A 26,476-nucleotide genomic window follows, 5' to 3' on the forward strand; every position below is an offset into this window, starting at 1 on the left:
AAATGTTTCTCGGGGCTTGTTAAAATAACCATTTTACCAGTTATTACGGTGAACTCTTTCTTCTTTATAACGGTCTTTCTTTTTTGACTCCTGGGCGGGCCAGCCGATGACCATGAATCCCAGAGGTATAACCTGTTCAGGCAGGTTGAAAAGCTTTTTGAACCCCTCAACACGCTCTTCAATGGGATGAATTCCGGTCCATACAGCTCCAAGCCCTTTTGCGTGTGCGGCAAGCAACAGATTCTGAATCGCTGCGGAACAATCCTGCACCCAGTAACCTGCATATTTTTCCAGACTCAGATCTCCGCATACAAGAATCCCCAGAGGGGCGTTCTTGGACATTGCGGCATACTGATTTATATCCGGTACAGCGTCCAATTTTTCACGGTCATCAACAACAACAAACTGCCATGGCTGGGCATTTCCTGCACTTGGGGCCATCATAGCCGCACCGAGCATTTCCTTGACCAGTTCTTCACTCACAGGTTTGTCTTCATATTTTCTGATACTTCTGCGGCTGTAAATTGCTTCAAAAACATCCATTTTTATCTCCCGAAAATTTTAAATAATTTAGAACTAATATGCTTTTACCACAGGTTATTATCACTTCTATCATATTTTTGGCGGAATTAAACGCCTCGCATATATCCGAAACTCAGCATTTTTGGCGTCCTATTAGAAGTACTTTCAAAAAATAATATTTATACTTGATTTTAGGTTTAACTATAGTATTCTACAAATAATCACACCCCTGATTTGGTCTGAAATAGCTTTTGGTTAATTTACAGTCCAACCCCTACTGGCGGTGCCGAACTCCTCCCTCAACAAACCGCTCGGCACCGCCACTTTTTGCCCTAAACAAAACAGCCCTGAATGCAAAATTGCATTCGGGGCTGTTTTAATAGCAGATATATAAAAATATCATTCAACATAGCAGTGAACACGAAATATTCGGCTCAGATATGTCCAAATGATCATGATAAATTTTGAATTATAACGGGTAATATTCAGCCCTATCTCAACAGGAAACGATTCTTATTCATCTTAAAAATCATAATCATGAAGACTTAGCCTGTGATATCAGCATACCACTTAACATCAGACCGCATCCTATAATTCCCTGAACAGAAAGTACTTCGCCGAGCAGCAGCCATCCTGCCAATGCGGCAAAAACCGACTCAAGGCTCAGGATAATGGCCGCGTGTGCAGGCTTGGCATCCTGCTGTGCCACCACCTGCAATGTATAGGCAACACCTACTGACATAAGCCCGCCGTAAAGAATCGGAACAATTCCACTGACAATACCGGAGATAGAGACATCTTCAAGAATGAACGCACCTATGAAACTGAAAATGGAGCAGGCGGCGAACTGGCCGGCCGCAAATTTAACCGGATCAACCCTGTTGGCCAGCAAGGAAATCACAATTACGTGCGCGGCAAAGAAAAAAGCGCAGCACAGAACTAGAAGATCTCCTTTCTCAATGTGAAAATCTTCATTCACTGAAAGTAGATACATACCGATAACAGCAAGCACAGCACCTATCCAGGTAGGTAGACCGGTTTTCTGTTTAAAGAACAAACCGAAAATAGGCACGAAGACAACATAAAGGCCGGTAATAAACCCCGCGTTTCCGGCAGTGGTATATACAAGGCCCCACTGCTGAAAAGTTGCTCCTAGAAAAAGTGCTCCCCCGGCAAGAATGCTGCCTTTTACGAAAGAAGATATTTCAACTTCCTGATATGTCCCGTCATGCTTCTTCTCCCGATCCATACGCTGGATGAGGGGTATAAGGGCAAGAGCTCCCAAAGCAAAACGGACCGCATTGAAAGTAAGCGGCCCCATATAATCCATGCCGATCCTCTGGGCCACAAACGCGGCTCCCCAGATAATGGCAGTTATCAGCAGCAGAATATCCGCTTTAAAACTCCTGGTGTTCATTTGCTTGCCTCCGGTGGGCCTGCCGGAAAATCTGCTGATATGAACAGATTAATTCGTCCGGCGTCCAAATAAGCATGCTCATTTGGAATCCCTATCATTTTTCAGTGCAGTTATAGGAAGTTAGACGTGAAAAGGGAGAATGGCTGCAAGGCAATGTTACAGTCAAGAAAAAAATCCGGCAGATGATTGCATCTGCCGGATTTCGATAATGATCAAAACTTGTCGAAAACACATTTTAATGCCCCTGAGGGCATAGACAAAAGACTAATATGATTCGATCTCTTCAACCGGTTCGGAAATCAGGAATTCACCCTTTTCAATCCAGTCCTTGAGTTTGTCTGCAATTTCAAGGGAAATGGAATGACTGGTCAAGGGAACTGTGGGGATTTCCTTGCCGTTAACAGTGATTGACCCAGACTTGAGTTCCTCAAGAGTAACATGACCCAAAATCTGGCCGACACCGTTAGGGTAGTCATAACCGTAATCCTTGACCGGCATCTGGATTTCAGCATCGCTTACACCTGTGTACCAGGCTATTTCCTCGTTGAGAACAGGAATAGGAATTCCAACGCCGATCGCTGCGGTACAACCATAGCCGGGAAAGCTCAAACCACGGAAATAGCGTGGATCCATATCGGCAACATTACTGCCCTTAAGCATGAGTGTTCCGGATGGTGTCAAAGGAATACCGCGTTCGTTACGCTGCGGATTTTTTACATGCTGAGTTCCAGCTCCGACAACATACCCTTTTGAGCCGGCGAGGAATATGCGTGTCCCCATACCGATAGTCTTCAGGTATGGATCGTTAAACAGCGGAGAAAGCTGACCGGCAGTGGCAAAGTTTGCATTACGCTGGTTGGCTTTGAGCGGTCCCATGTATGTGTAGATGGTCCTGCTGGTCATGTTCACAGCGCAGTTGTAGTTCTGGTAGCAGTTACGGGGGTTGAGGATGGTCACATCCTTCAAGTCCTTGAGAGATACATCCTTTTCTATTTCACGTCTGGGATAACAATCAGTCCCGTAAGCCTTGGCTTTAAGACGAACGGTCTTCCCTGCGATCAGATCCTCGATAACATGAGCTCCACCGTAGGCGAAACGCCCGGGATAAACCTTGTTCAAGGGGTCATCTTCAGAGGGCTCGGTAACGCCTATGTAAGAGTCCACAGCAGCGAGCCCCGCATAACAGGGAACATTATTCAACCAGACCTCTGAAGTCTTCATCAGGGGCGGAACCTGCCCGATATTGAAAAACATACCAGAAGAGCACATGGGAGAGAATGTCCCGGTGGTGACAACATCTATCTCTTTGGCTGCTTCAACTTTTCCTTTGGAACGGACGATATCGACCATTTCCTCAGCGTTGACGACTACAGCCTTACCTTTTTTGATTCGATCGTTGATTTCTTTAATTGTCTTATTGACTTCAAAGGTAGTGGCCATTGAAAGACTCCGTTTGGAATTTGGTTAATGTACAGGCTGTGGAAAATACGACTGTGGTATGCACTGGTATTAAAGCTGGTAGTAACAGCCTGAAGGACGAGCAGAGATTGTGGCTCAAATGGCCTCATATTGCAATTTTATTTTTCCCGAAGGGTTTTAATTATTTTCAACAGCAAAAACGTTTTAGAGAGCTAATCCGGCTTGGCTTGAGCTATATTTTAATGTATAAGAACCTGTGGTCGCGGGAACAGAAATGGACAAGGTTTTTAATATATAATTTCAGACACTTACAAGACCCGCAAAAAAATCAGAGAACTCGTGAAAGAAGCACTTAGAAATCACCTCTCAAATTCCTGTTCAGAAACAGAACTCGCCCGCTGGTTCGATCCTATCAACATCGATATTTCCGATGAAACCGGGGAAGTAATAGTAACATTCCCCCACGCTTTTTTCGGGCAATGGTTCAAATCAAGTATTCAGGACCGTTTCGAGGAACAATTGGGCCTTTTTTTGGGTAGCGGTTTTTCAATATCCTACTCCAATAACGGTTCAGTCACAAAAAACTCTGGCGGACAGCTCAGCAGCACTAAAAAGATCGACTTTCCGTTCGGTCACAATTTCACTTTTGAAAATTTCCTGATCAGCAAGAAGAACTACTTTCCACTGGCATCAGCCAAAGAAGTTACAAGAGTGGACAATGTTTCATTCAACCCTTTTGTAATCTGTGGAAAAAGCGGCTCCGGAAAATCCCACCTGCTGAAAGCCATAGCCAATGAAATCAGTAAGAAAGTGGAGCGCGAAAAAATTTTTCTCGGGAATGTGGATGATGTCCAGAATATTTACTCTGTACGTTTCGGAAACGATTCCATCCGCGCCAGAAACCATTTCTTTGAACACGAATATTTTTTCCTGGATGATCTCAAGCAGATAGCTAAATACGAACACCTGCAGCAGGAGCTGATATCCATTTTCAACCATTTTTATGAACATGGAAAACAGATGGTATTCAGCTGCACCGACAAACTGGCCTCCTATGACTTCATGGACAAAAACCTCAAGTCACGACTGGAATGGGGCCTGATTGTAACCTTGAAACGTCCGGATCTGGAAATACGTGCAAGCTACGTTCAAAGACAGTGCAAGCTCAAGAAGCTTCCTCTCAGCAAAGATCAGATCCTGACTCTTTCGCAACGTTTTCACGACTTCAGATACCTTCAGGGAATCATTATCAAACTCTCGGCTTTCCGTGAGTTGGTGCGGAAAAATATGGATGACCGGGATTTTGAACATATTTTAAGCAATACGGAAGAAAAAGCGGATGAGACACTTACACCGGAGTATGTGATCGAGTCTGTCGCAACCCATTTCAACCTTAAACCGTCCGACCTGACAGGCAGCAAAAGGCATAAAATGATCGCCCATGCCCGGCAGATAGCCATGTATCTGTGCAGGGAACTTCTGGGGATATCCTACCCTGCCCTTGGAAGGACATTTGGAGGAAAAGACCACTCTACCGTTCTTTATTCAGTTAAAAAAATACAAGAATTACAGAGGGATGATAAAGTTTTGAAAAGGGTGTTGATAGACTTGAAGAATAAGTGTCTGCTGCGTGTCTCAAACTGACATAGTTCATAAATCGTGTAGTTATGTCACTTAATTAACACAATGAATGTTCTATTTTTAATCAACAATTTCATACACTTAAATAAAAAAGAAACATTCGAACCGTACTTACTAAAACAACAAGGAGAATATATATGTATTTAAAGGTGAACAGGGATGAAATAATCGAAGGGTTGCAGAAGTCCGCCAGCATTATTCCAGCCAAGACCGGAGCCGCCTACCTGCGCACCATCTGGCTGAAGAGTGAAGAAGGCAGCCTGCGAATCATGTCCACTGATTCCAATCTGGAATTCTGCGGAACATACCCGGCCGAGATTATGGAAGAGGGTCTTGCCGGAGTTCAGGGACGTGCTTTTTATGATCTTGTCCGCAAGCTTCCTTCCGGTGAACTGACCTTGAAGAGTGAAGCGGATTCTTCTTCTGTTCTGGTGGAACAGGGTTCAAGAAAATACAAGCTGCCGGTTAATGATCCTACCTGGTTCCAGAAATTTTCTGATTTCCCTTCAGAGGGAGCTGTTTTCTGGTCAGGGGATTTTCTCCTTGAACTCATCGAAAGAATAGCTTTCTGCATTAGTGACGAAGACAGCATGGAGGCAATTGCCTGCATGAATATTGTGCCCGCTTCCGGTGATGAGGGTAATTATGTGGAAGTCTGCGGCCTGAACGGACACCAGTTCGCTCGCCTTAAATTCATAAATGATGATATTCACGGGCTTCTTCCGGAAGAAGGAATTCTGATCCAGAAGAAGTATCTTGCAGAACTGAAAAAATGGCTGACTGCTGATGAAATAGAAATGAGCCTCAGTGAAAAGAGACTTTTTTTCAAGACAGCTGATGGGAAAGAAAATTTCAGTCTGCCGCTGAGCTATTACCAGTACCCGAATTACAAAAATTTTCTTTCCAAATTGAATGATGATGACGTGTCCAGAATGAAAGTCGGAAAGTCCGAGCTCTCCAATGCTCTGGACCGTATTTCCATCTTTAACACCGACTCCAACCGTTGCGCTTCATTTCTTTTCAACCCCGGCGAGCTGGTTCTTTTCTCCCAGGGACAGGAAGTGGGTACAGCCACTGAGTCTATGGAGATAGAATTTTCCGGTGAAATGGAACGAATAGCTTTCCCCACTAAAAACCTTATTGAAATCCTCGGGCATTTCCAGTCCGAAAACATCAGCTTTACCCTGACCGGGGCCGAGGCGCCGTGCGGTGTCACCGGTGACGATGACAATGAATATCTGGTTATTGTCATGCCCATGAAGGTTCAGGAAGAGACTTACTACAGCGAGGAAGACGTTTAATGTCCCAGCAGAACAAAGATTACAGCGCGGAATCGATTACGGTCCTTGAAGGACTTGCCGCGGTTAGAAAAAGACCCGCCATGTATATCGGTTCGACCGATATCAGGGGACTTCATCATCTCGTTTATGAGGTGGTGGATAACTCAATCGATGAAGCCATGGGAGGATACTGCAGTAAGTTCAAAGTAACCCTGCACATGGATAACAGTGTTACCGTTTCCGATAATGGCCGCGGTATCCCTGTTGACATTCATCCCAAGAAGAAAAAGCCCGCCCTTGAAATCGTTATGACCGTTCTTCACGCGGGAGGTAAATTCGACAATGATGCCTACAAAGTATCTGGTGGTCTCCACGGTGTCGGTGTTTCATGCGTAAACGCCCTTTCTGAGCATCTTGAAGCCACAGTTCGACGCGGGGGTAAGATTTACCGCCAAAGTTACGAGAGAGGGGTTCCTACGGGCCCTCTGGAGTGCATTGGTGATGCTGTCACTACCGGTACAACCATCCGCTTCCGTCCGGATGAAGAAATTTTTGAAACCAATCAGTTTGATTTCAATACCCTGAAAAAGAGATTCCGCGAACTGGCCTACCTGAATAAAGGCCTTGAAATTGAGTTTGTGGATGAAAGGACCAACGAAAAGGCTAATTTCAAGGCTGACGGCGGGATTGTCTCTTTTGTCGAAGACCTGAACAAAGGGCAGACCACAGTCAGTGACGTCATTTATGCTGAAACCGAGACTGACAACGTCATTACTGAACTTGCGGTGCAGTACAATACTGCTTTCAAGGAAAACACCAATACCTTTGCCAACAATATCCGTACAGTTGAAGGCGGAACGCACCTTGCCGGTTTCAAAGGTGCACTGACCCGTGCCATCAATACCTACATCCAGAATTCGGATCTGCCCAAGAAACTTAAAATAAAGCTTTCCGGTGATGATGTTCGTGAGGGGCTCACTGCAGTTATCAGTGTAAAGCTTCCTGATCCGCAGTTTGAGGGGCAGACCAAGACCAAGCTCGGAAACTCTGAAATGGTCGGGATTGTTTCCGGTATGGTTTATGACAAACTTTCATCCTACTTTCAGGAAAATCCCAAAGACGCAAAAGCCATTGTGGAAAAAGTGGTCGATGCGGCCCGCGCAAGAGATGCAGCCCGTAAGGCACGTGATCTTGTTCGCCGCAAAGGAGCCCTTTCAGACCATTCACTGCCTGGTAAACTTGCGGACTGCCAGTCCAAGGACCCATCTGAAAGTGAACTGTTCATAGTTGAGGGTGATTCCGCGGGCGGTTCCGCAAAACAGGGACGAAACCCCAAGCATCAGGCTATTCTTCCTCTGCGCGGAAAGATTCTGAACGTTGAGAAGACCCGTTTTGACAAGATGCTCGGTAACAAGGAAATCCGTGCCCTGATCACAGCCATGGGTATCGGTATCGGTCAGGAGGATGGAGAGAAGGACTTTGACAAACTGCGTTACCACAAGGTCGTTATCATGACTGACGCCGATGTCGACGGCTCCCATATCCGAACCCTGCTGCTGACTTTCTTTTTCAGACAGTATGAAGAGCTTATTGAGCGCGGTCATCTTTATATTGCCCAACCGCCTCTCTATCGTATTGCCAAGGGTAAATACGAAAAGTTCATCAAGGACGATGCCGAGCTTTATTCTCTGCTGGCTGAAAGAGTTGCCAAGGACATAACCATCAGGAGTGCCAACGGACAGGAATATATTAACGAATATCTGGTCCAGCTGCTTGATGATATCCGTTTCATCAAGGAAAAAATAACCGAAGCAGTGAATATGGGCATTTCCGATGTTCTTTTTGCCGCTCTTGTGGGCCTTGAAGATAAGATTACTCCTGACCAATTCACTGACAGCGATCCCCAGTCTTTTATCAGCGCCATGCAGGATAACGGCTACAAAGTTACTGTTGAGCGTGAAGATGATGAAGGTGAAGAGCGCGTTTATGTTGTTTTCGAGAACGAAAACGGGCACCGCACAAGACTTGGTGTGGAATTTTTCAATTCCAAGCTTTTCAGGCACGCTTACGACCGCAACCGCAAGATTGTGGATGAATGCTCAGGAGTTGATTTCACCATCGAACGCGGTGAGAACATCACCAAGCTCAGAGGTATCTTCAAGCTGATGGATGCTGTTATGGAAGAAGCATACAAAGGTATCAACCTTCAGCGATACAAAGGTCTGGGTGAAATGAACCCCGAGCAGCTCTGGGAAACCACCATGGATCCGGATAAAAGAACCATGCTTCAGGTAACCATTGAAGACGCTACAGCTGCAAATGAGATATTTGAAGATCTCATGGGTGATAACGTTGAACCGAGACGTGAATTTATCGAAAAGAACGCTCTCGCTGTTCAGGAATTAGATATTTAGGGGCCTTCGGCGTCTGGGGAGGGGCCCCTCCCCAGACCCCACCCCTCAAAACTTTTTATCGGGGCTTCGCTCTGCGTGGCTTATAAATATTTCTATAAAGTCAAGAATTGCGCCCCGTAAAGTTTTTCGACCGACGTGTTTAATAAGTTGTTAAATATCGAAAACTATTAAAAGTTTTTGAAGAGTCCAGAGAAACTTTTTCCAAAAAGTTTCTCTGGCCCCCGGAGGGACCCCGGTAGGGTCGCCGAAGGCAAATACTGGAGAAACAATGTCTCAAATTACAATTGAAGAAGAGCTTAAGAAATCGTACTTGGAGTATTCCTTGAGCGTTATCATAGGCCGCGCCATTCCTGATGTAAGGGATGGTTTGAAGCCTGTGCACAGGCGTATTCTCTACGCCATGCACGAGCTGGGCAATACTTATAACAGGGCCTACAAGAAGTCTGCACGTGTGGTCGGTGACGTAATCGGTAAATACCACCCGCACGGTGACTCTGCTGTCTACGATGCCCTTGTTCGTATGGCGCAGGAATTTTCCATGCGCGATCCGCTTGTTGACGGTCAGGGTAACTTCGGTTCCATTGATGGTGATGCTGCAGCGGCAATGCGTTACACAGAAGCAAGGATGTCCAAGCTCAGCTCCGAGTTTCTGGCCGACCTTGAAAAGAAGACTGTAGATTTCCGCGACAACTACGACAACTCCCTGCAGGAACCTTCTGTACTGCCCACCAAAGTTCCCAACCTGCTGCTCAACGGTACTTCCGGTATTGCAGTTGGTATGGCGACCAACATTCCGCCCCATAACCTAGGAGAGTTGATCAACGGCACTGTTCATCTGCTCGACAATCCCGGTTGCGCGATTGAGGAGCTCATGGGCCACATCAAAGGTCCTGACTTTCCTACCGGTGCACTCTGCTTTGGCGGCAAGGGATTAAGAGAGGCTTATCTGACCGGCCGCGGATCAATCAAAATCCGTGGTGTGGTTAATGTAGAGGAGAAAAAGAACGGCCGTCAGTCCATTGTTATTACTGAGATTCCATATGCCCTGAACAAATCCAGCATGGTTGAAAAGATTGCCCAGCTGGTAGGTGAAGGTAAAATTGAAGGTGTCTCCGACCTGCGTGATGAATCAGACCGTAAGGGAATTAGAGTTGTTGTTGACCTGAAGAAGGGCGCAATTGCTGATATCATCATCAACTCCCTTTACAAATTTACCCAGCTTGAGACCAGTTTCGGTATCAACATGATGGCTGTTTCCGGCAACCGTCCACAGCTCATGAACCTCAAACAGGTTCTTGCAGCATTTCTGGATCACCGCCGTGAAGTTATTATCCGCAGAACCCGTTTTGATCTTGATAAGTGTGAAAAGCGTGCCCACATTCTCGAAGGTCTTCGCATCGCACTTGATAACATTGATGAAGTTGTCAAGATTATCCGTGGTTCCAAGAATGGTGATGAAGCCCGTATCGGCCTGATGGAGCGTTTTGAACTTTCCAAGGTTCAGGCACAGGCTATTCTCGACATGAGATTGCAGCGTCTGACCAACCTTGAACATGAAAAACTCCTTGAAGAGTATGCCGAAATTCTTAAGAAGATCGAATACTTCAAATCTATCCTTGCCAATGATGAAGTTTTGAAGGGCGTTATCCGTGACGAGCTGGTTGATATCAAAGAGAACTATGCCACAGCACGTAAGACAGTTCTTATGGACCATAACCCTGATGATATCGACATCGAAGATCTGATCCCCGATGACGATGCGGTTATAACTCTTTCAAGACGCGGCTATATCAAGCGCACTCCGCTTTCCAACTACCATAAGCAGAAACGCGGTGGTAAGGGTATCGCTGGTGTTCAGACCAAGGATGGAGACTTTATCCATACCTTCCTGACCACATCCAACCACCAGTACCTGCTGCTGTTTACCTCCAAGGGTAAGATGTTCAAAATCAAGGTTCATCAGGTTCCTGAAGCAAGCCGCATTGCACGCGGTGCGCACATCGCCAACCTGTTGCCGCTTGAAAAGGACGAAACCATTGCCACCGCAATGACCATGCGTGAATTTGAGGAAGAGTGTTTCTTCCTGTTCGTAACCAAGAACGGGATGATTAAAAGATCCTCAATTGCCCTTTACCGTAACTGCCGCCAGTCCGGCATCCGTGCTGTTGCGCTCAGGGAAGGTGATGAGCTGATTACCGTAAAAGAAGTCAGTGCCGATTCTGAAGCCGTACTGGTTACCAGAAATGGAACATCCATCCGTTTCAGTTGCCATGATGCCAGACCGATGGGACGAGTTGCCAGTGGTGTTAAAGGTATTGCCCTAAGGCCCGGAGATGAAGTTGTGTCCGGTGTTGTAACAGGTGATCCTGAACGGGCTCAGTTGTTTACTGTTTCCCAGGGCGGTTATGGAAAACGGACCGATATTGAACAGCATCGTCTCCAGACACGCGGCGGCAAAGGTATTATCAGCATGCGTGTTACTACCAAGACCGGTAAGGTTCTTGGGGCGATCATGGTATCTCCGGATGATGAAGTTGTCCTGCTTACCTCCGGCAATAAGATTATCCGCATGGGTGTAAAGGACGTGTCTCTGGTTGGACGCGCAACTCAGGGTGTAAGGCTTGTACGCATGGATGATGGCGACTTTGTTGTCGGTTTCGATCTCGTTCAGGAAGCAAGTGACGATATCGTTTCTGAAATTGAACCTGAAGAAACCGCCTAATGAAAAGATTAATAGTTATAATTCTCGCATCCCTGCTCCTTACAGTGCAGGGGTGTGAGAATTCCACTGAGAGTGTTCCGGAAGTGATTGTAAAAGCCCGGACTAATTTTATCAGTGGTTATTACGCTGATTCCGAAAAGGGATTTGAAAGATATCTGCAGGATAATCCGCAGGGTAAGTACCGTCTTGAGGCCTGGAATCATCTGGTGAAGATTGCCTCGGAAGTCAGGCATGACAGTGAACGCGGGGCGGCTATCCTAGAGGCTATGTACCTAGAGTTCGGTCACCGCAAGGATTTGGCTGCCGTTATGAAACGTCAGCTGGCAGAGATGTATATCCGCGGCAATCATTTAAAAACTGCGGTTGAAGCCCTTGAAAAAAGTCTTGAATTTCCTGATCAGCCGCAGGAACAGTTGGATTCCACCAGGTTGATGCTGGCTGAAACTTTCAGAAAGCTCAGAAATTACGATCTGGCGATTTATACCTACAACGATATTGTTGAAAGCACGTCCGACACTAAAACTGAAGCCAGATCTCTTTATGAAATGGCCCATACCCTAACTTTGATTCAGGCTTGGGAAAGGGCTGAATCAGAGCTGGACAAGCTGATAAAGATGGAAGGAGTGCCGGAGGATATACACGCCGAAGCAGTATTCATGCTGGCTGACATCTACGAACACCGGCATGAGTACAAGAAAGCTGCTGAGCTGTTGGAGACAGTTGTGGATACCTATCCTAATCCATATGCAGTGCGGTATAAGCTCGATTATTTGATGGAGAAGTACTGAAAGATATGAATGCGTGATAAATGTTTCTTATCAACCGGCGGATTATGCTATTTAATCTGCCGTTTTTTATTTTGGATGGATCAGATTTTTATTCCAAGACCGTCAGCTATAAATCCTCCGAAGGTTGATACATAGTCCGGGCATTTACCCGGCTTGAACCGGATGGCGATATAGGCACTTTCAATATTCGGTAAACCATCTGATGGCAGAGCGTGTCTGCATCCTGCGGCAGTTGTACTCTTTGTCACCGGTGCAATAGCCAGACCTGCCTGAACCGCAGCGAGCAGTCCTGCAAGACTGGGGCTTCCATAAGCTATACGGTGTTTTCGTCCCGCTTTCTCAAGTGCTTCCAGTGCGTTGTCCCTGTAGCAGCATACTGGGTGGAACAGTGCTATGGGAAGTATTTCAATCTGTTGCGTATCCATTCTTTCCGGAATAATCCAGTTTAGTTCAAGTGATGCGGAATACTTAGTTTTTTCATGATCTGTGGTGATAATTAAATCCAGTTCTCCATTTGATAATTCATTAATGAGGTTTGAAGAAGAATCGCAAAAGACATCCACCTGAACCCTTGGATGGTTGATAGCGAATTCTTTGAGAACTCCGGGCAGATGCATGGTTGCATAATCGTCCGGAACTCCTAATTTCACCACACCATTCAGTCTGGGTACTGATATGGCAGAAAGAGCCTCATCGTGCAGTTCAATTATTCTAGCCGAGTAGCGATAAAGTATCTCGCCTTCCGAGGTTAAAGTTACCCCCCTTCCTTCGCGATTGAAAAGAGTACACTTGAGGTCTTCTTCAAGCCGTTTCATCTGCATGCTCACAGCTGCCTGTGTACGGTGCACAATGGATGCTGCACTTGTAAAACTGCCTGTATCCACTGCTGCCATAAAAGACCTGAGAAGGTCCGGAGTTAATTGCGCTGCTTTACTGATATCAATCATGCTTATGTTTTAAATAAAAAATATTAGTTTGTCTAATGTCTTCAGGTAAGACAGTCTGCTTAAAAAAGGAGCAGAAAATATGTCTGAAAATCAAATTGAACTTAAAGAAAAAATTGGCAGCAACTGGGGAATATACAAAAAACTAATGCCTGAAATCGCGAACCTGCATGATGCATTTCATGGAGAAGTTTATAACGATGGTGAGGTAAGCGGAAAAAACAAAAGGTTGATGGCAGTCGTAGGGGCTCTTGTGAGCGGCTGCAGAGCCTGCATTCTTTACCAGACTGAAAAGGCTCTGGAAGACGGAGTAACTGTGGGTGAAATACTTGAAAGCTGTGCAGTGGCTGTATCTCTGGGGGGAACAATGGCTTCAGGTGAAACTGCCCGTGTAATAGCTTTGCTTAAGGAACTTGGTAAAATTGATTAATTATTGACCACAAAAGAACAGGCGGCTTCAGGTGAAACAGTCTGTTCTTTTGTGCTTCTATTCTTCAAAATCATAAACAGTATATGAGCTCATAAGTTCGAGCATGATATAGCTGCTGACCTTGTTTCTGATGCACATTACCGCGTCAAAAATCATTTTAAGCTTAATCACAGTTTCATCGAGCTGGGCTTTTTTACGTTCCCTGATAATTCTCTTGGCGTAACTTTGATCCATACCCGAAATAACAACCGCAAGTCCCCGCCGAAAGAAATGGTCATCAATTTTAGCAGTGAACTTAAGCATCTCTTCCGGGCCTGACTCATCATAGATGTGTTTGAGTTTGTACAGGCTCATAGCGGTATCTTCCAGCGGCAGATCCTCTTTCAATGAAGGAATCAGTAACAATGGCCCAAGTCTGTACAGTCTGTCCCTGAAATCAGAATTATCGGGAAAGTGCAGGGCCAGATCTTCTACAAGTTTTCTGTTAGAAGAATCTGAATTTAGAGACAGTAAAAAAGATTCTATCATGTCCAGACGTATTCTGGTGTAATCTGAGCAGTTATGACGCAGTTCATTCGCTGTTTCAGTAAGTTGATTGTCACTTATGTCGTTTATTGAATGCGCGAATAGTTCCATACTGAAATCATCAGTCAGTCTTTCAAGAATAATATTTTCCACCTGCGCTCTTTTGCCGAAAACAGATTTTATTTTTTTGGCCGCCAGATCCCACCATAAAATAATATCATGGTGATCCAGGTGATGCAGATTGAAATTAGGCAGGGAGTCCGAGCAGGCTTGCAGATCTTCGTTAAGGTTCAAAAAAGAGTCATCAATTCCAGCTTCAGGAATCTTGATCAATCCAGCTTCTTTGAGGTGTTGTACCCGGTCCATGAGGCTTTCACAGGTTTTTTCAAAACTGGTCCGGTTTATTTCAAGCCTGCCTGCTTCATACTTTTCTATTGTTGATGCCACCAGTTCAGCGCGGATTATATTCAGGTTGGAAACGACTTTGTCTCTGGTTTCTTTAGAAAGAAGCAATGCTGTTCTCGCAGTATCAGCATTACTGAATTCACGGCTGAAAATTTCCTGCAGACAGTAGTCGGGCAAAATTCCGAGTGATTCAAGCTTGTAGCAACTGTTCAGTTCTGAGATATCGGACATGATTCCTCCTGCAGGATTTCCTGCAGTGTTTAGCGGGCCTGCTTACCAGTCAACCGGTAATCTCACTTTTTTCTTTTCCTTGTTGGTAAATAGCACGTAGCCGTTTTCACGTCCAAACAGATACACATCACGGGTCACTGCAACATCCTGCTTGCAGTATTCTGATATGAGATCAAGTTTCCCTTCCTTCCACCATTCTAGAGCTTTAAGTCCGTCAGCACTTTTAGCCGCATCTACTGTTGCCTGCGCGATGTTATCCAGTTTGAGTCTGTATCCCAGTCTTTCATATACTTTCAAGAGCAGGTCCAGGGTGGGAAGTGCTTTGTAGTTAAAGGCGTGAACCCCTGAAAGGACTTTGTAGTCAAATCTTTCGATATTAAATCCGATAATAAGGTCCAGTTTGCTGGCCCTTTCCATCATTTCAGGAATCTGGTCCTCTTCATATTCGAAAAATTTATCCTCTGTGGAATCATAGAGGACAGCAATGGATATTCCCATGCGTTCCGCTTTGTTCCATCCCCCTACTTCCTGAGCTGAACGGCGTGTTTCAACATCAAGAACACCGTATGAGTCAGGATTTTTTTTCTTTTCCTCTTTGATATCTTCGCCGAAGGGTACCAGTACCATAGAAATATCCTCTATTTTTTCAGGTGGTCTTCCGTTAACCATCTGTTCAAGAACAAATATAGCCGCAGCCTTGTCAATGGGGCGGTTGCCGGAACCGCATTTGGGTGAGTGGACACATGTGGGGCATCCAAGTTCACATTCACAGTCTACAATGATCTGCAATGTGCGTTCAAGGAGTTCCTCAGCCTGTTCAAAGGCCTGCATGGTAAGTCCCGCTCCTCCGGGGATGCCGTCATAAATGAACACTGCCGGGCCATCCACCTGCTCATGCATGGGGGTCGATATTCCACCAAGATCGTTGCGGTCAGTCAGAACCAGCAAGGGCAGAATTCCGATTGCTGCGTGCTCCACAGCATGGATTCCTCCCATGAAATGTACGAAATCATCTTCGGCCCTGCGTTTTATATCCGGTGATATTTCCATCCAGAGCCCCTGCGTCTCAAAAATAACCGGGGGCATATCCAGAGGGACTATTCCAAGCAGCTTTCCGCCTCTTACAGCCCTTTTCTCATATCCGGTGACCTGCTCAGTTACTTTGAGCTTGCCGAAGCGCATGACAGTGCCGAAAACTTTTTTCTGGGAATAAACTTCGAGTATTTCTGTGGATTTGTTTTTTCTTGCTCTCGTGTAATAACCGACTCGTTCTCTTGATGCGCGTACCTTCTTAGAACCAAGGTCGAGTTCCTTGATACTGTATGTGGTCCCTCGGTGAATGTAGACAGCCCCTTCGTGGGCTTCCGAGTAGGCCCTGACTTCATCGATTGTTCCGATAGCCTCGCCGTTGGCAGTGTCTTCTATATGAAGTGTTGAACCGGCCCCCCGCAGTGAGACATCCCGGTGCGGACGTTTGCGCTTGGAATAGATCTCATCTCCGCGTCTGTTACGCAACAGGGTTCCGTTTTTTTCCAACTGCTCTACGCGCTTTTTAATCTCACTGTCTTTGAGAAGATAGTCGTCATCTCGCAGGGTCAGTTCAGCAGCCGCACAGACAAGATGCCGTTCCATTATCACGGGGTTATAGGGATTGAGTACAGCGTTCTCAGGAGGCCGGGAAAAAAAGTCGTCCGGGTGGCGCATGAAATACTGGTCAAGTGCATCTTCCTGCCCGACAAGTATAACAGCTGATTCACGCTGACTTCTACCAACACGTCCGCCACGTTGCAGAGTGGCCATGACCGATCCGGGGTATCCGACCAGAATACAAAGATCCAGTCCGCCAATGTCTATTCCCAGTTCAAGAGCGCTTGTGGAGATTACCGCCAGCAAATCTCCTGAAGACATCTTTTGTTCTATTTCACGCCTTTCCTCTGGCAGAAAACCGGCCCGGTATGCGCTGATTCGGTCTTTGTATTCTCCTGCTTTTTCATTGACCCACATGGAGATGAGTTCCGTCATTTTGCGGGACTGCGTATACACAATTGTCCGCAATCCACGTGCAAGACCTGCCTTGAGCAGTTGAATGGCGGCACTGTAAGGGGATGAAACAGGGTTGAAAAAAATAAAGTTGCGTTTGCCGGATGCGGCTCCGCTTTCGGTTATTTCGCTTACTTCAAGTCCGGTAAGATCTCTGCACAGAGCTGATGGATTGCCCACTGTGGCCGATGAGAATACGAATGAAGGGTCAGCTCCATAATATTTGCATATACGCAGCAGGCGGCGGAAAACCATTGCCATGTGTGATCCCATCACGCCACGGTAGGTATGAACTTCATCCACAACAATATGGGTCAGTCCGGCCAGGAAGGGAGCCCATTTTTCATGATAGGGAAGCATGGACAGGTGCAGCATTTCCGGATTGGTCAGGATTACTGCAGGCGGAGTGTCGCGTATTTTCTTGCGTTTGTACGGAGTCGTATCCCCATCATAAATGGCAGCTTCCGGGCGGGAGTTTTCGGGCATCAGTGCTGCCATTTCATTGAAAGTTTTGAGCTGGTCCTGTGCGAGAGCTTTCAGGGGAAATAAATACAGGGCATGTGAGTCAGGATCTCTCAGGCATTGTTCCAGAACGGGGAGATTGTATGTAAGGGTTTTCCCGCTTGCGGTCGGTGTGGCGACAACTACATTGCGCCCTGCCCTTGCGTAGTCGGTTGCTTCTGCCTGATGTGAATAAAGATGTTCAATATCCCTGAATCCCAATACGGCATTAATGGAAGGGGAAAAGCTGCGCCGGGGTTCTCCGAAAGATGGGTCATGTCCTTCAATAACCCGGTGGTGAACAACCTGATCTCCCATTACAGGAGAAGAGAGCAGTGAATCTATATATTCCTGAATGTTGTCTTTGTATTTCAAATGCTGGCCCTGTATCTTTGTTTGTTTAAGGTAAACAGAGTCATACCGCGTTGAAGATTCGTCAAGTTTTTTTACCTGACTTAATCATTCTTTTACGCAAACAAAAACGGCGTTCCGCATATGCGGAACGCCGTTTTTGTTATTTATTTCAATTAAACTGCTACTTGTTGTTGAAAGCTATTCTAAAGCAGGCGATAGCTCCGCCCCAGGTAATGCCGAGTCCGAATACCATCATTATGATTGCACTGGTTTCCATGATTTATCCCCTTTTAAGGAAGCTGCTGTTGGAAGAAGCGATACCCGCGAAGGCGCGTTCTTTGGAAGCGAAGATCATAGCGAATGCGAGGCAGGCGAAAAGCACACCCCAGCCAAAGGCCACGATTGCATCGGTGTTGTAGCCGCCGTAGTTCTCGGAGATGTCACCTATGAAGTTGGACACCAGCATAAAGCCGAGCATTGCCGGAACAACAAAGCGCAGGCTGTTCATCCAAAGTGCGCCGACTTTGATTTCAGAGGTCTTGTTAACGTGTACGCGCAGTGCTTCAAGATCGCAGAACCAGGCGATGAACAGGATTTCAATAAAACCGCCGATAAGGATACCGAAGTTGTTGACGAAGTGGTCAACGATATCCAGCAGGAACAGTCCGCCGCCGGTTGCAAACGCGGAGCTGACGAGGAAGCCTATTCCGCAGAATATGCTTGCTGCGACTTTACGGGAAACGTTCATCTTGTCGATGATGGATGAAACCACAACCTCGGTGATGGAGATCATGGAGGAAAGTCCTGCAACAGTCAGCGCGAGGAAGAAGAGCACTCCGAAAAATGCGGGAGCGGGCATCAGGTTGATAGCGGTAGGCAGGGTTACAAAAGCAAGCCCCACACCTGCACCGGCAACTTCACTGATGGGAACACCCTGCTGCTGGGCCATGTAGCCGAGCACACTGAAGATCATGATACCGGAGATTACGCTGAATCCGCAGTTGATGAAAACGGTCATACAGGCGTTGTTGTTGATATCGGATTCCTTGGGCAGGTAGCTGGAATAAGACAGCATGATACCGAAACCGATGGACAGGCTGAAGAAGATCTGGCCGAAAGCGTCGGCCCATACTTTACCATTCATGATAGCGGAAAAGTCGGGTTTGAACAGCCAGTTGATGCCGTCAACAGCACCGGGAAGGGAAAGCCCACGGGCGATAAATACAAAAACGAGGCAGAAGAGCACAGGCATGAAAATCTTGTTCACCCTTTCAATGCCGCCCTTAACACCGGTAAAAATAGCAATAAAAGTAAAGGCCCAGGCTGCTGCGGTAGCGGCAAAGATGTTACCCTGCACACCACCGAGATTCATGGGGGAGTCTGTAAGGCCGAGGAATTCTCCAAAAAAGAATTCTTTGGGCGCGGCTCCCCATCCCTGTGAAAAAGCCAGTCCGAGGTAGTTAATAGCCCATGCGATAACTACGACATAATAAGAAGCAATGATGAATGACACCATTACCTGCCACCAACCGAGCCATTCCCATTTTTTGGAAATAGAGGAGAAAATCTTCGGCGCGGATCCTTTGAATTTCTGTCCAAGACCGAATTCAAGAATCATGAAGGGGATACCCGCAGCAAGCATTGCAACGAAATAAGGAATGAGGAACGCGCCTCCGCCGTTTTCATAAACCATGTAGGGGAAACGCCAGATGTTACCCAGTCCGATTGCAGAGCCCACAGCGGCCAGAATAAATCCGGTACGGGACCCCCAAGTTTCTCTCTTTTGCATGTTGTAAGAACTCCTGTAAAAAAAGACAGCTGAAAACCGCAACCATTTTGCGAAATCAGCAAAAACTATATGTAAATATGCGCAATCGCATAATTGAGGAATCCCCATAGAATATATTTTGATTATTGTCCATCAAATTGTGCAGCGAAAACCCGCTTCAATTAAGCAGGAGCATGGTAAAAAGGGTATGTTTTACGTTGATTGTGAATAATTGACTGGGTGTTTAATTTAATTTCAATATTTTTTTTATTGCTGCTCAAGTATGGTGCATTAAGGTGCTTTATTTAAAATCATGTGTTGCATGGAACATATGCTTATTCATCTAAAACCATACAAAACAGCCTGTTAAAATGTATTTACTTACTTTTTAGGTTGTCAGTGGCCGGAGTTGTTCAGATTGAGATATGAGCCGGGATAAAATAAATAAGTATGATTGGCTGAAGTCGCTCTCGACTTCCTTGGCGGGTTGGTATTATGCTTCGCTCAAGAAAAGATGATGGAGTTAATGATATGGCGCATATTCTTGTTCTTGATGATGTAGTTGATGCAGGTATTCTCTTGAAGCGAATACTTGAGCGCAAAGGATACGAGGTTTCTGTCTTCTCTGAAGAGGAGGAAGCTATTGAATTTGTGGGTCGAAATAAGGTAGATCTTGCTATCTTGGATATTAAGCTTAAAAAAATGACCGGGGTGGAAGTCCTTGAGGAAATCAAGAAGATACTTCCCGAAATAAAGGTGATAATGCTGACCGGGTATCCTACTCTTGAAACGGCAAGGGAGTCCCTCAAGCACGGCGCTAATGAATATTGTGTTAAGCCGATCGACAAGGAAGAGCTTGAGTCCAAAGTCGAAGATGTGCTGGCTTCCTGACCGTCTTATAATCAGTCGCGTTACTGCTGTGAAATTTCTTCTACGGTAACTATTACTTCCGTACTGTTACTCCCCGGGGTGACGGGAGTGAAGTTTGACCTGATAATAGCAGTACGGTTTCCTGTTACGGAGGTGTATTCACCTTCGAATTTTACTGGTATTCCCTGCAGTGCTTCACCAAGCTTCTGGCGGATTATTTCGGAGCTGTACAGGGCGGAGTTGAAACCAATAAGTTCTTCCCTCGTTGAGCCCATTATTTCTACGTATTTCTGGTTGCAGTCTGTGATGAATCCTTTGCGGTCATAATAGACAATCCCTACAGGGGAATTTTCAAAAATAATCTGATGCTTTTTTCTCTCCTCGATCAGATCTGCTTCAATGATTTTTATGTCATGTAGCTGTTTTTTGAGTTGCATGTTCAGTATTTCATTTTTCCGGTGAGTCTGACATGTGAGGATCGACTCAGTCAGTTTAACATTAATCTGTTGCAATGATTTCAACAGTGATCTGCTAAGTGGAGTAAGCCCTTTTTCAAGCAGCATAAATCCTGCTCCGGGTAGCTCCATCAGGTAGTAATGATTGCCTTCCTGTTGGATATAGATGGGGATTTTATTGTATAGTTCGGTAAGCTTTGTCTCATTATCAGTGTTTATTTTATCTAGAAAAACTTTGGTCAGAGTTTTATTGTCCCGTTTTCTGGGTATACTGAAATTGATGCTGTAAGGTGAAAGGTCATCGGTTTTAAGATATACAGTCACTCCCATACAGCATAGCCGTCTTAAATAAGTTCCAAGTGCATTGGAAAGCATTGTGTCAAGATCCAGGCTTGTACCCAGAGACATTGCTATTTCAAACAGGATCTGTTCCTGGATTCTTATGCTCATATTTCCTCCAGAATGGTTAACACTGTCGTTTTGTTATGTAACTCAAGGGATTCTTTGAATTTAGTGGCTATTTCTCCGAAAGAGAGTATTCCTGCCATTGGAATGTCCTGAGGTGCCGCGGCCTTAAGTTCATCTTCGAATCTGTCACCCATGAAAATAAATCTTGTAATGCAGTCCACTATTAGGGCCATTGAATTCTGACCGGTTGGCATTTCCTCGTTTTTCAATGAAGTGGATAATGATGCTTCAATGAGGGATTCCGGACTTCCATGCATGATTTCTATAAAAGATCCTTCCCGTATCTCTCCTACACAGATCAGGTTTCCATCACTGTCCATTTTTACCGGGTCCCGGATGATATGTTCTGAGCATATTTTCGAAATTCCCAGAGGGTAAGACATGGCAAGCTCCGAAAAGTTATCTCTTGTCAGATATTGTCCGGAGTGGCTTCTGATTGCTTCCTTGTAGATATTGAAGGCAGGCATCCAGTCTAGTGATTTTATAATGTTCCTTTCAGATTCGGTTACTTTGAAGGGTCCTTTGACAGGTGACCAGCCATGACTGATACTCACCTTACTGGAGGAGGGTATGAATGTAAGAACTGCACTGTCTTCAAGAATACCGGAGTTGGTCAGCACATTGGGTTTTCTGTCAAGGCTCAGTGACCCGGCTCCGCCGCCGATTATATTGACTTCCAGACCAAGGTTGATGAAAAGAGCGTTGACAAATGAGGATATTCTGCTTGCAAGGCCGTCAGTAATGACGAGAATAGTATCGGTGATGTCTTTTTTTTCCAGTTTTTGATCCAGGATGTGATCAAAAATAATATCCGGATCACTCATTCCCCGAATAGTGACAGTTTCCGGGGCAGTAAGCATTCCTATAGCTATGTTACCCTTTTCCAGTTTTTCATGTCCGTTGAGAATGCTGGGAAATATTCCGCCCGAAACAGGGACCGGGCATGACTTCAAAATCGGGTCGAGCTGTTCGGGAGTATAGCCGTTCCTGTCACAGCTGAACACAATAATGCCCTTTATGCCGGGATCTTCAGTCAGGCTGCTGATTGTTCTCTCAAATGATTGAGCTGTTCCGCTGCGATCCAGTTTTATTTTCATAACTTCCTCTTTTGAACGCGTATCAATAACAGGCCGGTATTGTTTTTCTTTATAAGAGAAGACTATATAATATATGGTTCACGGTGCAATGTAATATTTACATAATTTACAATTAAATACACCTGCGAATATAAATATTGAGCTTGAACTGAACAGTTAAATCTGTTTTTTATAACCTGATTCCAACAAAAGCATACAATTGTAAATTTCATATACCAACAGGCCTGAATAATGCCTGAAGATTAAATCTAAGGAGAAATAAAATGTCTGATTTATCAATACTTTTTCCCGGACAGGGCTCACAGGAGCCTGGGATGGGACGTGATCTCGCCGAAGAGTGGTCCGCCGCAATGGATATGTGGAAATTTGCCGAAGCGGAATCCGGCCTTGCCCTGCGTGAAATATACTGGGAAGGCGATGCGGCGGCTATGGCTAAGACAGATGCCCTGCAGCCGGCACTCACTGTGGTCAACCTTTCCGTCTGGCTCTATCTTAAAGACAGTCTTAAGCCTGCGGCTACCGCCGGACACAGTCTTGGTGAGTTTGCATCTCTTGGAGCTTCCGGAATTTTATCCACCGAAGAAACTATTAAAGCTGTTTGCCTGCGCGGAAAGCTCATGTCCCAGGTGGCGAACGAAGATCATGGTATGGCGGCAGTTCTCAAGATGACACAGGAAGGTGTGGAGGAAGCTGTTAAACATGGCGCAAATGAGTCCGGTAAAGAACTTCGTATAGCCAACTACAATTCACCTGCCCAGTATGTAATAAGCGGTGAGAAAGCGGCAATCGAGGCAGCCGGTGCTGTTATTAAAGAAAATAAGGGGCGTGCGGTCCCCCTTCCTGTTAGCGGGGCCTTTCACAGTCCGCTGATTCAGGAGGCTGCGGATGAATTTTCAGCTTATCTAGGAAAATTGAAATGGAAATCCCCTGCGTTCCCGGTTTATTTCAATGCCACCGCGGCAACTGAAAGCAATCCTGATAAAATCAGGGAAATCATGTCTTCCCAGATGACCTCATCCGTGCGCTGGATTGAAATCATCGCCAACCAGTATAATGACGGCGTACGCAATTTCCTTGAACTTGGCCCTAAAGGTGTTTTGACTAAGCTTCTTGCAGCAAACTTAAAGGGTAAAGATTACGAAGGTAAAGGCATCGGTAATTTAGAACAGGCTCAGGCAATAAAGTAGTGCGGATTCTGTCTGTAAAAATTATTACCTGTTTATATAAAAACCGCCCCCGAGACTAATCTTGGGGGCGGTTTTTATATTAAGTTAATTAGGTACTGCAGGCACTTGAAGAGCTGCAGTATGCGTCTATGAATCCCATGATCTGGTTCTCAAGGTAAAAGCACTTCTTACCAACAAGGCATTGGTTTGCATCTTCTGTTTCAAGATGAGTAAAGAGGGTTTCCCCGTTCTTAACCATTGTTACAATCCAAGATTCCTTCTCGTCGCTGAATTCAATCTTTAGTTCAATTCCATTCTTCTCAATTTCGGGATACAGGCCAAGAATCTTGCTTCTAAGCTCTGAACTGTCAATACTCATAACCGCCTCCATGTATCAGATTAATATTGATGGCTGTCCCATTCGGGTTTTTTATAAAATTGCCATATTAAAATAGTATCATTAAAGACTGTTTCGTCAAGTTATGCTTGTTTTTTCTTCGATGGGCAAAATTGAAATATGTCATAATTAGCCGGATAAAATGTATTTGTATAATATATTACAGTAGCTTTATATCCTATAAACATCATTGCTTTTCATAATTGAAGCATTCTTTTTCCGATTTTTCATTTTTTAATTGTCATGGACATGTTATTTTGAAGATTAGCTGTCTTAAAGTTTGCGACTTAATGCAATATAGACTGCTGCTCATTAATTGAATGCTAATGTATTTTTAATACGAATATTGATTATTGGAGTTCTAGATGAAAACTTTGACCGCTTCCCGAATGGAACGCTGTATCGGATGTCATTCATGTTCTTTCGCTTGTGCCAGGCTTGTTCATAAGCTTTTGTCGTGGAATACAGCCGGAATAAGAATATCTTCTTCCGGAGGTCTGTCCACTGGCTTTGAAGCTAAAGTGTGTCTGGCCTGTTCTCCCGCACCCTGCGCCGAAGCCTGCCCTACAGGAGCTATGAAGCCACGCAAAAAGGGCGGTGGGGTGATGCACAAAAAAGATATCTGTATAAGATGTGGAAAATGTGCTGAAGCCTGCCCGGTTGATGCTATCTACCTTGACCTGAAAGACAGGCCTTATGTCTGTATCCACTGTGGAAGGTGTGTTTCTTTCTGTCCTCATGAGTGTCTTGAAATGGTTGAATCCACTGAACAGGAAAAAAAGGAGGACTCATAATGATACGCGATCACTTCAGAGTTCTTATCGTTGATCTTTCCACAGGAAAGGGCAGTGTTGCAAAAGTCGAAGGGCGTAATGAATTTGCCGGGGGCAGCGGCCTTGGGGCTTTGCTGTTTGACAAGTACGGGCACGCCGATCGTCCCTGGGATGATCCTGAACAGCCTCTCATTTTTTCAATTGGAGCTTTGACCGGGCTTTTTCCACTTATGAGTAAAACAGTCTGCTCTTTCAAATCTCCTTATCATGATCAGTTTGCGGAAAGCCACGCCGGAGGACGTTCTGCTCTGGCAATCCGTTTTGCGGATTATGACGCGATAGTAATCAAAGGCCGTGCTGAGCGTCTTTCATGCCTTTCTATCGGAATGAAGCATCTTGAAGTCAAGGATGTACAGTTTCTTGCCGGGAATGATGTTTTTAAAACCGGAAAAATACTGCGGAGGATGTTTCCCGGTTCAGGCCATAGAAGTATTCTGCGTATCGGTCCCGCCGGTGAGAATCTTTCCGGAATGGCCTGTATAAATGCTGATACCTATCGTCATTTCGGAAGGCTTGGCTCTGGTGCGGTGATGGGATCAAAAAATCTTAAGGGAATTGTCATTCTGGGAGACGGTTCTTTTGCGCTGCCTGAGAACAAGGAATACACAAAGGTTTATAAGCAGGTTTACGATAAAATGACTTCCACCGATATGATGAGTAAATATCATAACCTCGGAACGGCAGCCAACCTCAACGCCCTTAATGAGCTGAAGTCACTTCCCTGGCGCAACCTGCAGGCTACCAGAGACGATGAAATAAAAGGTATTACCGGAGAGAAATTTGCAGATGATACTCTTTTGCGAAATGCGGCTTGTGCCGGCTGTCCGGTAGGTTGTATTCATATCGGCTTTGTACGTGAAAAGTTCATGGTCCAGAATCAGTATCTTTACCGTCAGGTGGCTTATGATTACGAACCGATCTTTGCCACTGGTTCCATGCTTGGAGTAACAGATGCTTTTCAGGTGCTGGGAATAATGGATGAGGTCGAAAAGGCCGGGCTTGATGTTATGTCCGGAGGGGTAGCTTTGGCCTGGGCTACCGAGGCTTTCGAGAAAGGTCTGGTCAGCGAGAAAGAAACCATTGTCCCACTTTCTTTCGGTGATGCCGAGAACTATAAAAAAGCTGTTTACTATCTTGGTGAAGCTGAAAATGATTTTTATCAGGCTTTGGGCAAGGGTAGCCTCGTTGCGGCAGCAAAGTATGGCGGTGAGGATTTTGCCTGTGTGCTCGGACAGGAAATGGCCGGATATGCAACAGGTGAAACTTTCTATGTAGCCGAAGGTCTCGGATTCAGGCATTCCCACCTTGATTCCGGAGGATATTCCTGGGATCAGAAAAACGATTCCAAGGATGCAGATGCTGTGTGCGATTTTCTAATAAAAGATGAAACAGGTCGGGCATTTCTAACATCAATGGTTTCCTGTCTTTTCGGCAGGGGTGTTTATAGTGATGAGCAGCTTAGTGAATGCCTTGAATCTGTCGGTTACCCTGAAATTGCTCGGAATATGGATGAGATAGGCGAGCGAATCAGAAGCATGCGTTGGAAAGTGCGTTTCGATACCGGCTATGACCCTGAATCAATAAAGATACCCAAACGTTATCATGAAGTGACCACCTGGAAAGGAAAGACAGACCCGCAGTATCTCGAAAATCTCAAGGCGGAGTATTCTCGCCGGATACGTGAACTGGTGTCTGACTCACATCTGGAAGAGCTGGGATTGAAAAAAAATCAGGAAAAATAAAAAAAGTGCTTGCAAAGGAGCGAAGCTTTCGATAGTTATCTCTCCTC

General features: G+C 45.5%; 21 protein-coding genes. 10 read left to right on the plus strand and 11 right to left on the minus strand.

Translation table 11 applies throughout. From position 1 onward, the window contains the following. Positions 1 to 33: 33 nt before the first annotated feature. From ACZ5PW_RS02500 to ACZ5PW_RS02510, 3 genes are all read right to left on the minus strand, one after another. The gene (locus tag ACZ5PW_RS02500; protein ID WP_464557739.1) at positions 34 to 543 is read right to left on the minus strand and encodes a nitroreductase family protein; all 510 of its coding nucleotides are present in this window, start codon (positions 541 to 543) and stop codon (positions 34 to 36) included. A 514-nt stretch (positions 544 to 1,057) separates the two neighbouring features. Further along, positions 1,058 to 1,939, minus strand: coding sequence for a DMT family transporter (locus tag ACZ5PW_RS02505; protein ID WP_464557741.1), 882 nt, complete (start codon positions 1,937 to 1,939; stop codon positions 1,058 to 1,060). A gap of 264 nt (positions 1,940 to 2,203) precedes the next feature. Continuing rightward, on the minus strand, positions 2,204 to 3,379 hold the full coding sequence (locus tag ACZ5PW_RS02510; RefSeq protein WP_464557743.1) for a homocysteine biosynthesis protein: 1,176 nt from the start codon (positions 3,377 to 3,379) through the stop codon (positions 2,204 to 2,206). A gap of 318 nt (positions 3,380 to 3,697) precedes the next feature. Between ACZ5PW_RS02510 and ACZ5PW_RS02515 the strand changes: the two genes are divergently transcribed. The 5 genes from ACZ5PW_RS02515 to ACZ5PW_RS02535 all read left to right on the plus strand — a co-directional run bounded on the left by ACZ5PW_RS02515 (position 3,698) and on the right by ACZ5PW_RS02535 (position 12,203). Then, entirely contained in the window at positions 3,698 to 5,002 is a 1,305-nt protein-coding gene (locus tag ACZ5PW_RS02515) for a DnaA ATPase domain-containing protein (protein ID WP_464557744.1), read from the plus strand. Positions 5,003 to 5,136: 134 nt separating this feature from the next. Beyond that, positions 5,137 to 6,300, plus strand: a complete 1,164-nt coding sequence (gene dnaN, locus ACZ5PW_RS02520) for a DNA polymerase III subunit beta (RefSeq protein ID WP_464557745.1) — start codon at positions 5,137 to 5,139, stop codon at positions 6,298 to 6,300. Beyond that, positions 6,300 to 8,693: a DNA topoisomerase (ATP-hydrolyzing) subunit B gene (gene gyrB, locus ACZ5PW_RS02525; RefSeq protein ID WP_464557747.1), complete on the plus strand. Its 2,394-nt coding sequence runs from the start codon at positions 6,300 to 6,302 to the stop codon at positions 8,691 to 8,693. Before dnaN ends, gyrB begins: the two co-directional genes overlap by 1 nt. Before the next feature lie 268 nt (positions 8,694 to 8,961). Continuing rightward, positions 8,962 to 11,415 (plus strand): DNA gyrase subunit A, encoded by a 2,454-nt coding sequence (gene gyrA / locus ACZ5PW_RS02530; protein WP_464557748.1) that lies wholly within the window; start codon positions 8,962 to 8,964, stop codon positions 11,413 to 11,415. Continuing rightward, positions 11,415 to 12,203, plus strand: coding sequence for a tetratricopeptide repeat protein (locus tag ACZ5PW_RS02535; protein ID WP_464557750.1), 789 nt, complete (start codon positions 11,415 to 11,417; stop codon positions 12,201 to 12,203). Before gyrA ends, ACZ5PW_RS02535 begins: the two co-directional genes overlap by 1 nt. An 80-nt stretch (positions 12,204 to 12,283) precedes the next feature. On the opposite strand, the gene ACZ5PW_RS02540 is transcribed toward ACZ5PW_RS02535, so the two are convergent. Then, complete coding sequence (locus ACZ5PW_RS02540) at positions 12,284 to 13,096, minus strand: LysR substrate-binding domain-containing protein (protein WP_464557752.1); 813 nt, start codon at positions 13,094 to 13,096, stop codon at positions 12,284 to 12,286. A 133-nt stretch (positions 13,097 to 13,229) separates the two neighbouring features. Between ACZ5PW_RS02540 and ACZ5PW_RS02545 the strand changes: the two genes are divergently transcribed. Next, on the plus strand, positions 13,230 to 13,577 hold the full coding sequence (locus tag ACZ5PW_RS02545) for a carboxymuconolactone decarboxylase family protein (RefSeq protein WP_464557754.1): 348 nt from the start codon (positions 13,230 to 13,232) through the stop codon (positions 13,575 to 13,577). 57 nt (positions 13,578 to 13,634) lie between these two features. Here ACZ5PW_RS02545 and ACZ5PW_RS02550 read toward each other — a convergent pair whose 3' ends face one another. The 4 genes from ACZ5PW_RS02550 to ACZ5PW_RS02565 all read right to left on the minus strand — a co-directional run bounded on the left by ACZ5PW_RS02550 (position 13,635) and on the right by ACZ5PW_RS02565 (position 19,422). Continuing rightward, positions 13,635 to 14,738 carry a hypothetical protein gene (locus ACZ5PW_RS02550; protein WP_464557755.1) on the minus strand — a complete coding sequence of 368 codons (1,104 nt, stop codon included), beginning with the start codon at positions 14,736 to 14,738 and terminating at the stop codon, positions 13,635 to 13,637. Positions 14,739 to 14,780: 42 nt separating this feature from the next. Next, positions 14,781 to 17,597 carry a DEAD/DEAH box helicase gene (locus tag ACZ5PW_RS02555; protein ID WP_464560475.1) on the minus strand — a complete coding sequence of 939 codons (2,817 nt, stop codon included), beginning with the start codon at positions 17,595 to 17,597 and terminating at the stop codon, positions 14,781 to 14,783. 217 nt (positions 17,598 to 17,814) lie between these two features. Continuing rightward, positions 17,815 to 17,910 (minus strand): MetS family NSS transporter small subunit, encoded by a 96-nt coding sequence (locus ACZ5PW_RS02560; RefSeq protein WP_464557756.1) that lies wholly within the window; start codon positions 17,908 to 17,910, stop codon positions 17,815 to 17,817. Positions 17,911 to 17,913: 3 nt separating this feature from the next. Continuing rightward, positions 17,914 to 19,422, minus strand: a complete 1,509-nt coding sequence (locus ACZ5PW_RS02565; RefSeq protein WP_464557757.1) for a sodium-dependent transporter — start codon at positions 19,420 to 19,422, stop codon at positions 17,914 to 17,916. Between the two features lie 510 nt (positions 19,423 to 19,932). Here ACZ5PW_RS02565 and ACZ5PW_RS02570 point away from each other — a divergent pair. Continuing rightward, positions 19,933 to 20,292, plus strand: a complete 360-nt coding sequence (locus ACZ5PW_RS02570) for a response regulator (RefSeq protein ID WP_464557758.1) — start codon at positions 19,933 to 19,935, stop codon at positions 20,290 to 20,292. Between the two features lie 20 nt (positions 20,293 to 20,312). On the opposite strand, the gene ACZ5PW_RS02575 is transcribed toward ACZ5PW_RS02570, so the two are convergent. After that, the gene (locus ACZ5PW_RS02575) at positions 20,313 to 21,176 is read right to left on the minus strand and encodes a PAS domain-containing protein (RefSeq protein WP_464557759.1); all 864 of its coding nucleotides are present in this window, start codon (positions 21,174 to 21,176) and stop codon (positions 20,313 to 20,315) included. Further along, positions 21,173 to 22,291 carry an FIST signal transduction protein gene (locus tag ACZ5PW_RS02580; RefSeq protein ID WP_464557760.1) on the minus strand — a complete coding sequence of 373 codons (1,119 nt, stop codon included), beginning with the start codon at positions 22,289 to 22,291 and terminating at the stop codon, positions 21,173 to 21,175. Before ACZ5PW_RS02580 ends, ACZ5PW_RS02575 begins: the two co-directional genes overlap by 4 nt. A gap of 263 nt (positions 22,292 to 22,554) precedes the next feature. On the opposite strand from ACZ5PW_RS02580, the gene ACZ5PW_RS02585 reads away from it, so the two are divergent. Then, positions 22,555 to 23,478: an ACP S-malonyltransferase gene (locus tag ACZ5PW_RS02585; RefSeq protein WP_464557761.1), complete on the plus strand. Its 924-nt coding sequence runs from the start codon at positions 22,555 to 22,557 to the stop codon at positions 23,476 to 23,478. Between the two features lie 88 nt (positions 23,479 to 23,566). On the opposite strand, the gene ACZ5PW_RS02590 is transcribed toward ACZ5PW_RS02585, so the two are convergent. Continuing rightward, positions 23,567 to 23,836 carry a hypothetical protein gene (locus tag ACZ5PW_RS02590; RefSeq protein WP_464557762.1) on the minus strand — a complete coding sequence of 90 codons (270 nt, stop codon included), beginning with the start codon at positions 23,834 to 23,836 and terminating at the stop codon, positions 23,567 to 23,569. A gap of 383 nt (positions 23,837 to 24,219) precedes the next feature. Here ACZ5PW_RS02590 and ACZ5PW_RS02595 point away from each other — a divergent pair, with 383 nt between their 5' ends. Continuing rightward, a complete protein-coding gene (locus ACZ5PW_RS02595; RefSeq protein WP_464557763.1) occupies positions 24,220 to 24,648 on the plus strand; it encodes a 4Fe-4S binding protein in 429 nt (142 codons plus the stop codon). Further along, positions 24,648 to 26,429 carry an aldehyde ferredoxin oxidoreductase N-terminal domain-containing protein gene (locus tag ACZ5PW_RS02600; protein WP_464557764.1) on the plus strand — a complete coding sequence of 594 codons (1,782 nt, stop codon included), beginning with the start codon at positions 24,648 to 24,650 and terminating at the stop codon, positions 26,427 to 26,429. Before ACZ5PW_RS02595 ends, ACZ5PW_RS02600 begins: the two co-directional genes overlap by 1 nt. Positions 26,430 to 26,476: the final 47 nt, after the last annotated feature.

It is taken from the genome of Maridesulfovibrio salinus, assembly GCF_055394525.1.

What these genes read in the sequence shown, in the direction of transcription:
- ACZ5PW_RS02500 (WP_464557739.1), bottom strand. Translation starts at nt 543, where the DNA reads ATGGATGTTTTTGAAGCAATTTACAGCCGCAGAAGTATCAGAAAATAT.
- ACZ5PW_RS02505 (WP_464557741.1), bottom strand. Translation starts at nt 1,939, where the DNA reads ATGAACACCAGGAGTTTTAAAGCGGATATTCTGCTGCTGATAACTGCC.
- ACZ5PW_RS02510 (WP_464557743.1), bottom strand. Translation starts at nt 3,379, where the DNA reads ATGGCCACTACCTTTGAAGTCAATAAGACAATTAAAGAAATCAACGAT.
- dnaN (WP_464557745.1), top strand. Translation starts at nt 5,137, where the DNA reads ATGTATTTAAAGGTGAACAGGGATGAAATAATCGAAGGGTTGCAGAAG.
- gyrB (WP_464557747.1), top strand. Translation starts at nt 6,300, where the DNA reads ATGTCCCAGCAGAACAAAGATTACAGCGCGGAATCGATTACGGTCCTT.
- gyrA (WP_464557748.1), top strand. Translation starts at nt 8,962, where the DNA reads ATGTCTCAAATTACAATTGAAGAAGAGCTTAAGAAATCGTACTTGGAG.
- ACZ5PW_RS02535 (WP_464557750.1), top strand. Translation starts at nt 11,415, where the DNA reads ATGAAAAGATTAATAGTTATAATTCTCGCATCCCTGCTCCTTACAGTG.
- ACZ5PW_RS02540 (WP_464557752.1), bottom strand. Translation starts at nt 13,096, where the DNA reads ATGGCAGCAGTGGATACAGGCAGTTTTACAAGTGCAGCATCCATTGTG.
- ACZ5PW_RS02545 (WP_464557754.1), top strand. Translation starts at nt 13,230, where the DNA reads ATGTCTGAAAATCAAATTGAACTTAAAGAAAAAATTGGCAGCAACTGG.
- ACZ5PW_RS02550 (WP_464557755.1), bottom strand. Translation starts at nt 14,738, where the DNA reads ATGTCCGATATCTCAGAACTGAACAGTTGCTACAAGCTTGAATCACTC.
- ACZ5PW_RS02555 (WP_464560475.1), bottom strand. Translation starts at nt 17,597, where the DNA reads ATGGGAGATCAGGTTGTTCACCACCGGGTTATTGAAGGACATGACCCA.
- ACZ5PW_RS02560 (WP_464557756.1), bottom strand. Translation starts at nt 17,910, where the DNA reads ATGGAAACCAGTGCAATCATAATGATGGTATTCGGACTCGGCATTACC.
- ACZ5PW_RS02565 (WP_464557757.1), bottom strand. Translation starts at nt 19,422, where the DNA reads ATGCAAAAGAGAGAAACTTGGGGGTCCCGTACCGGATTTATTCTGGCC.
- ACZ5PW_RS02570 (WP_464557758.1), top strand. Translation starts at nt 19,933, where the DNA reads ATGGCGCATATTCTTGTTCTTGATGATGTAGTTGATGCAGGTATTCTC.
- ACZ5PW_RS02575 (WP_464557759.1), bottom strand. Translation starts at nt 21,176, where the DNA reads ATGAGCATAAGAATCCAGGAACAGATCCTGTTTGAAATAGCAATGTCT.
- ACZ5PW_RS02580 (WP_464557760.1), bottom strand. Translation starts at nt 22,291, where the DNA reads ATGAAAATAAAACTGGATCGCAGCGGAACAGCTCAATCATTTGAGAGA.
- ACZ5PW_RS02585 (WP_464557761.1), top strand. Translation starts at nt 22,555, where the DNA reads ATGTCTGATTTATCAATACTTTTTCCCGGACAGGGCTCACAGGAGCCT.
- ACZ5PW_RS02590 (WP_464557762.1), bottom strand. Translation starts at nt 23,836, where the DNA reads ATGAGTATTGACAGTTCAGAGCTTAGAAGCAAGATTCTTGGCCTGTAT.
- ACZ5PW_RS02595 (WP_464557763.1), top strand. Translation starts at nt 24,220, where the DNA reads ATGAAAACTTTGACCGCTTCCCGAATGGAACGCTGTATCGGATGTCAT.
- ACZ5PW_RS02600 (WP_464557764.1), top strand. Translation starts at nt 24,648, where the DNA reads ATGATACGCGATCACTTCAGAGTTCTTATCGTTGATCTTTCCACAGGA.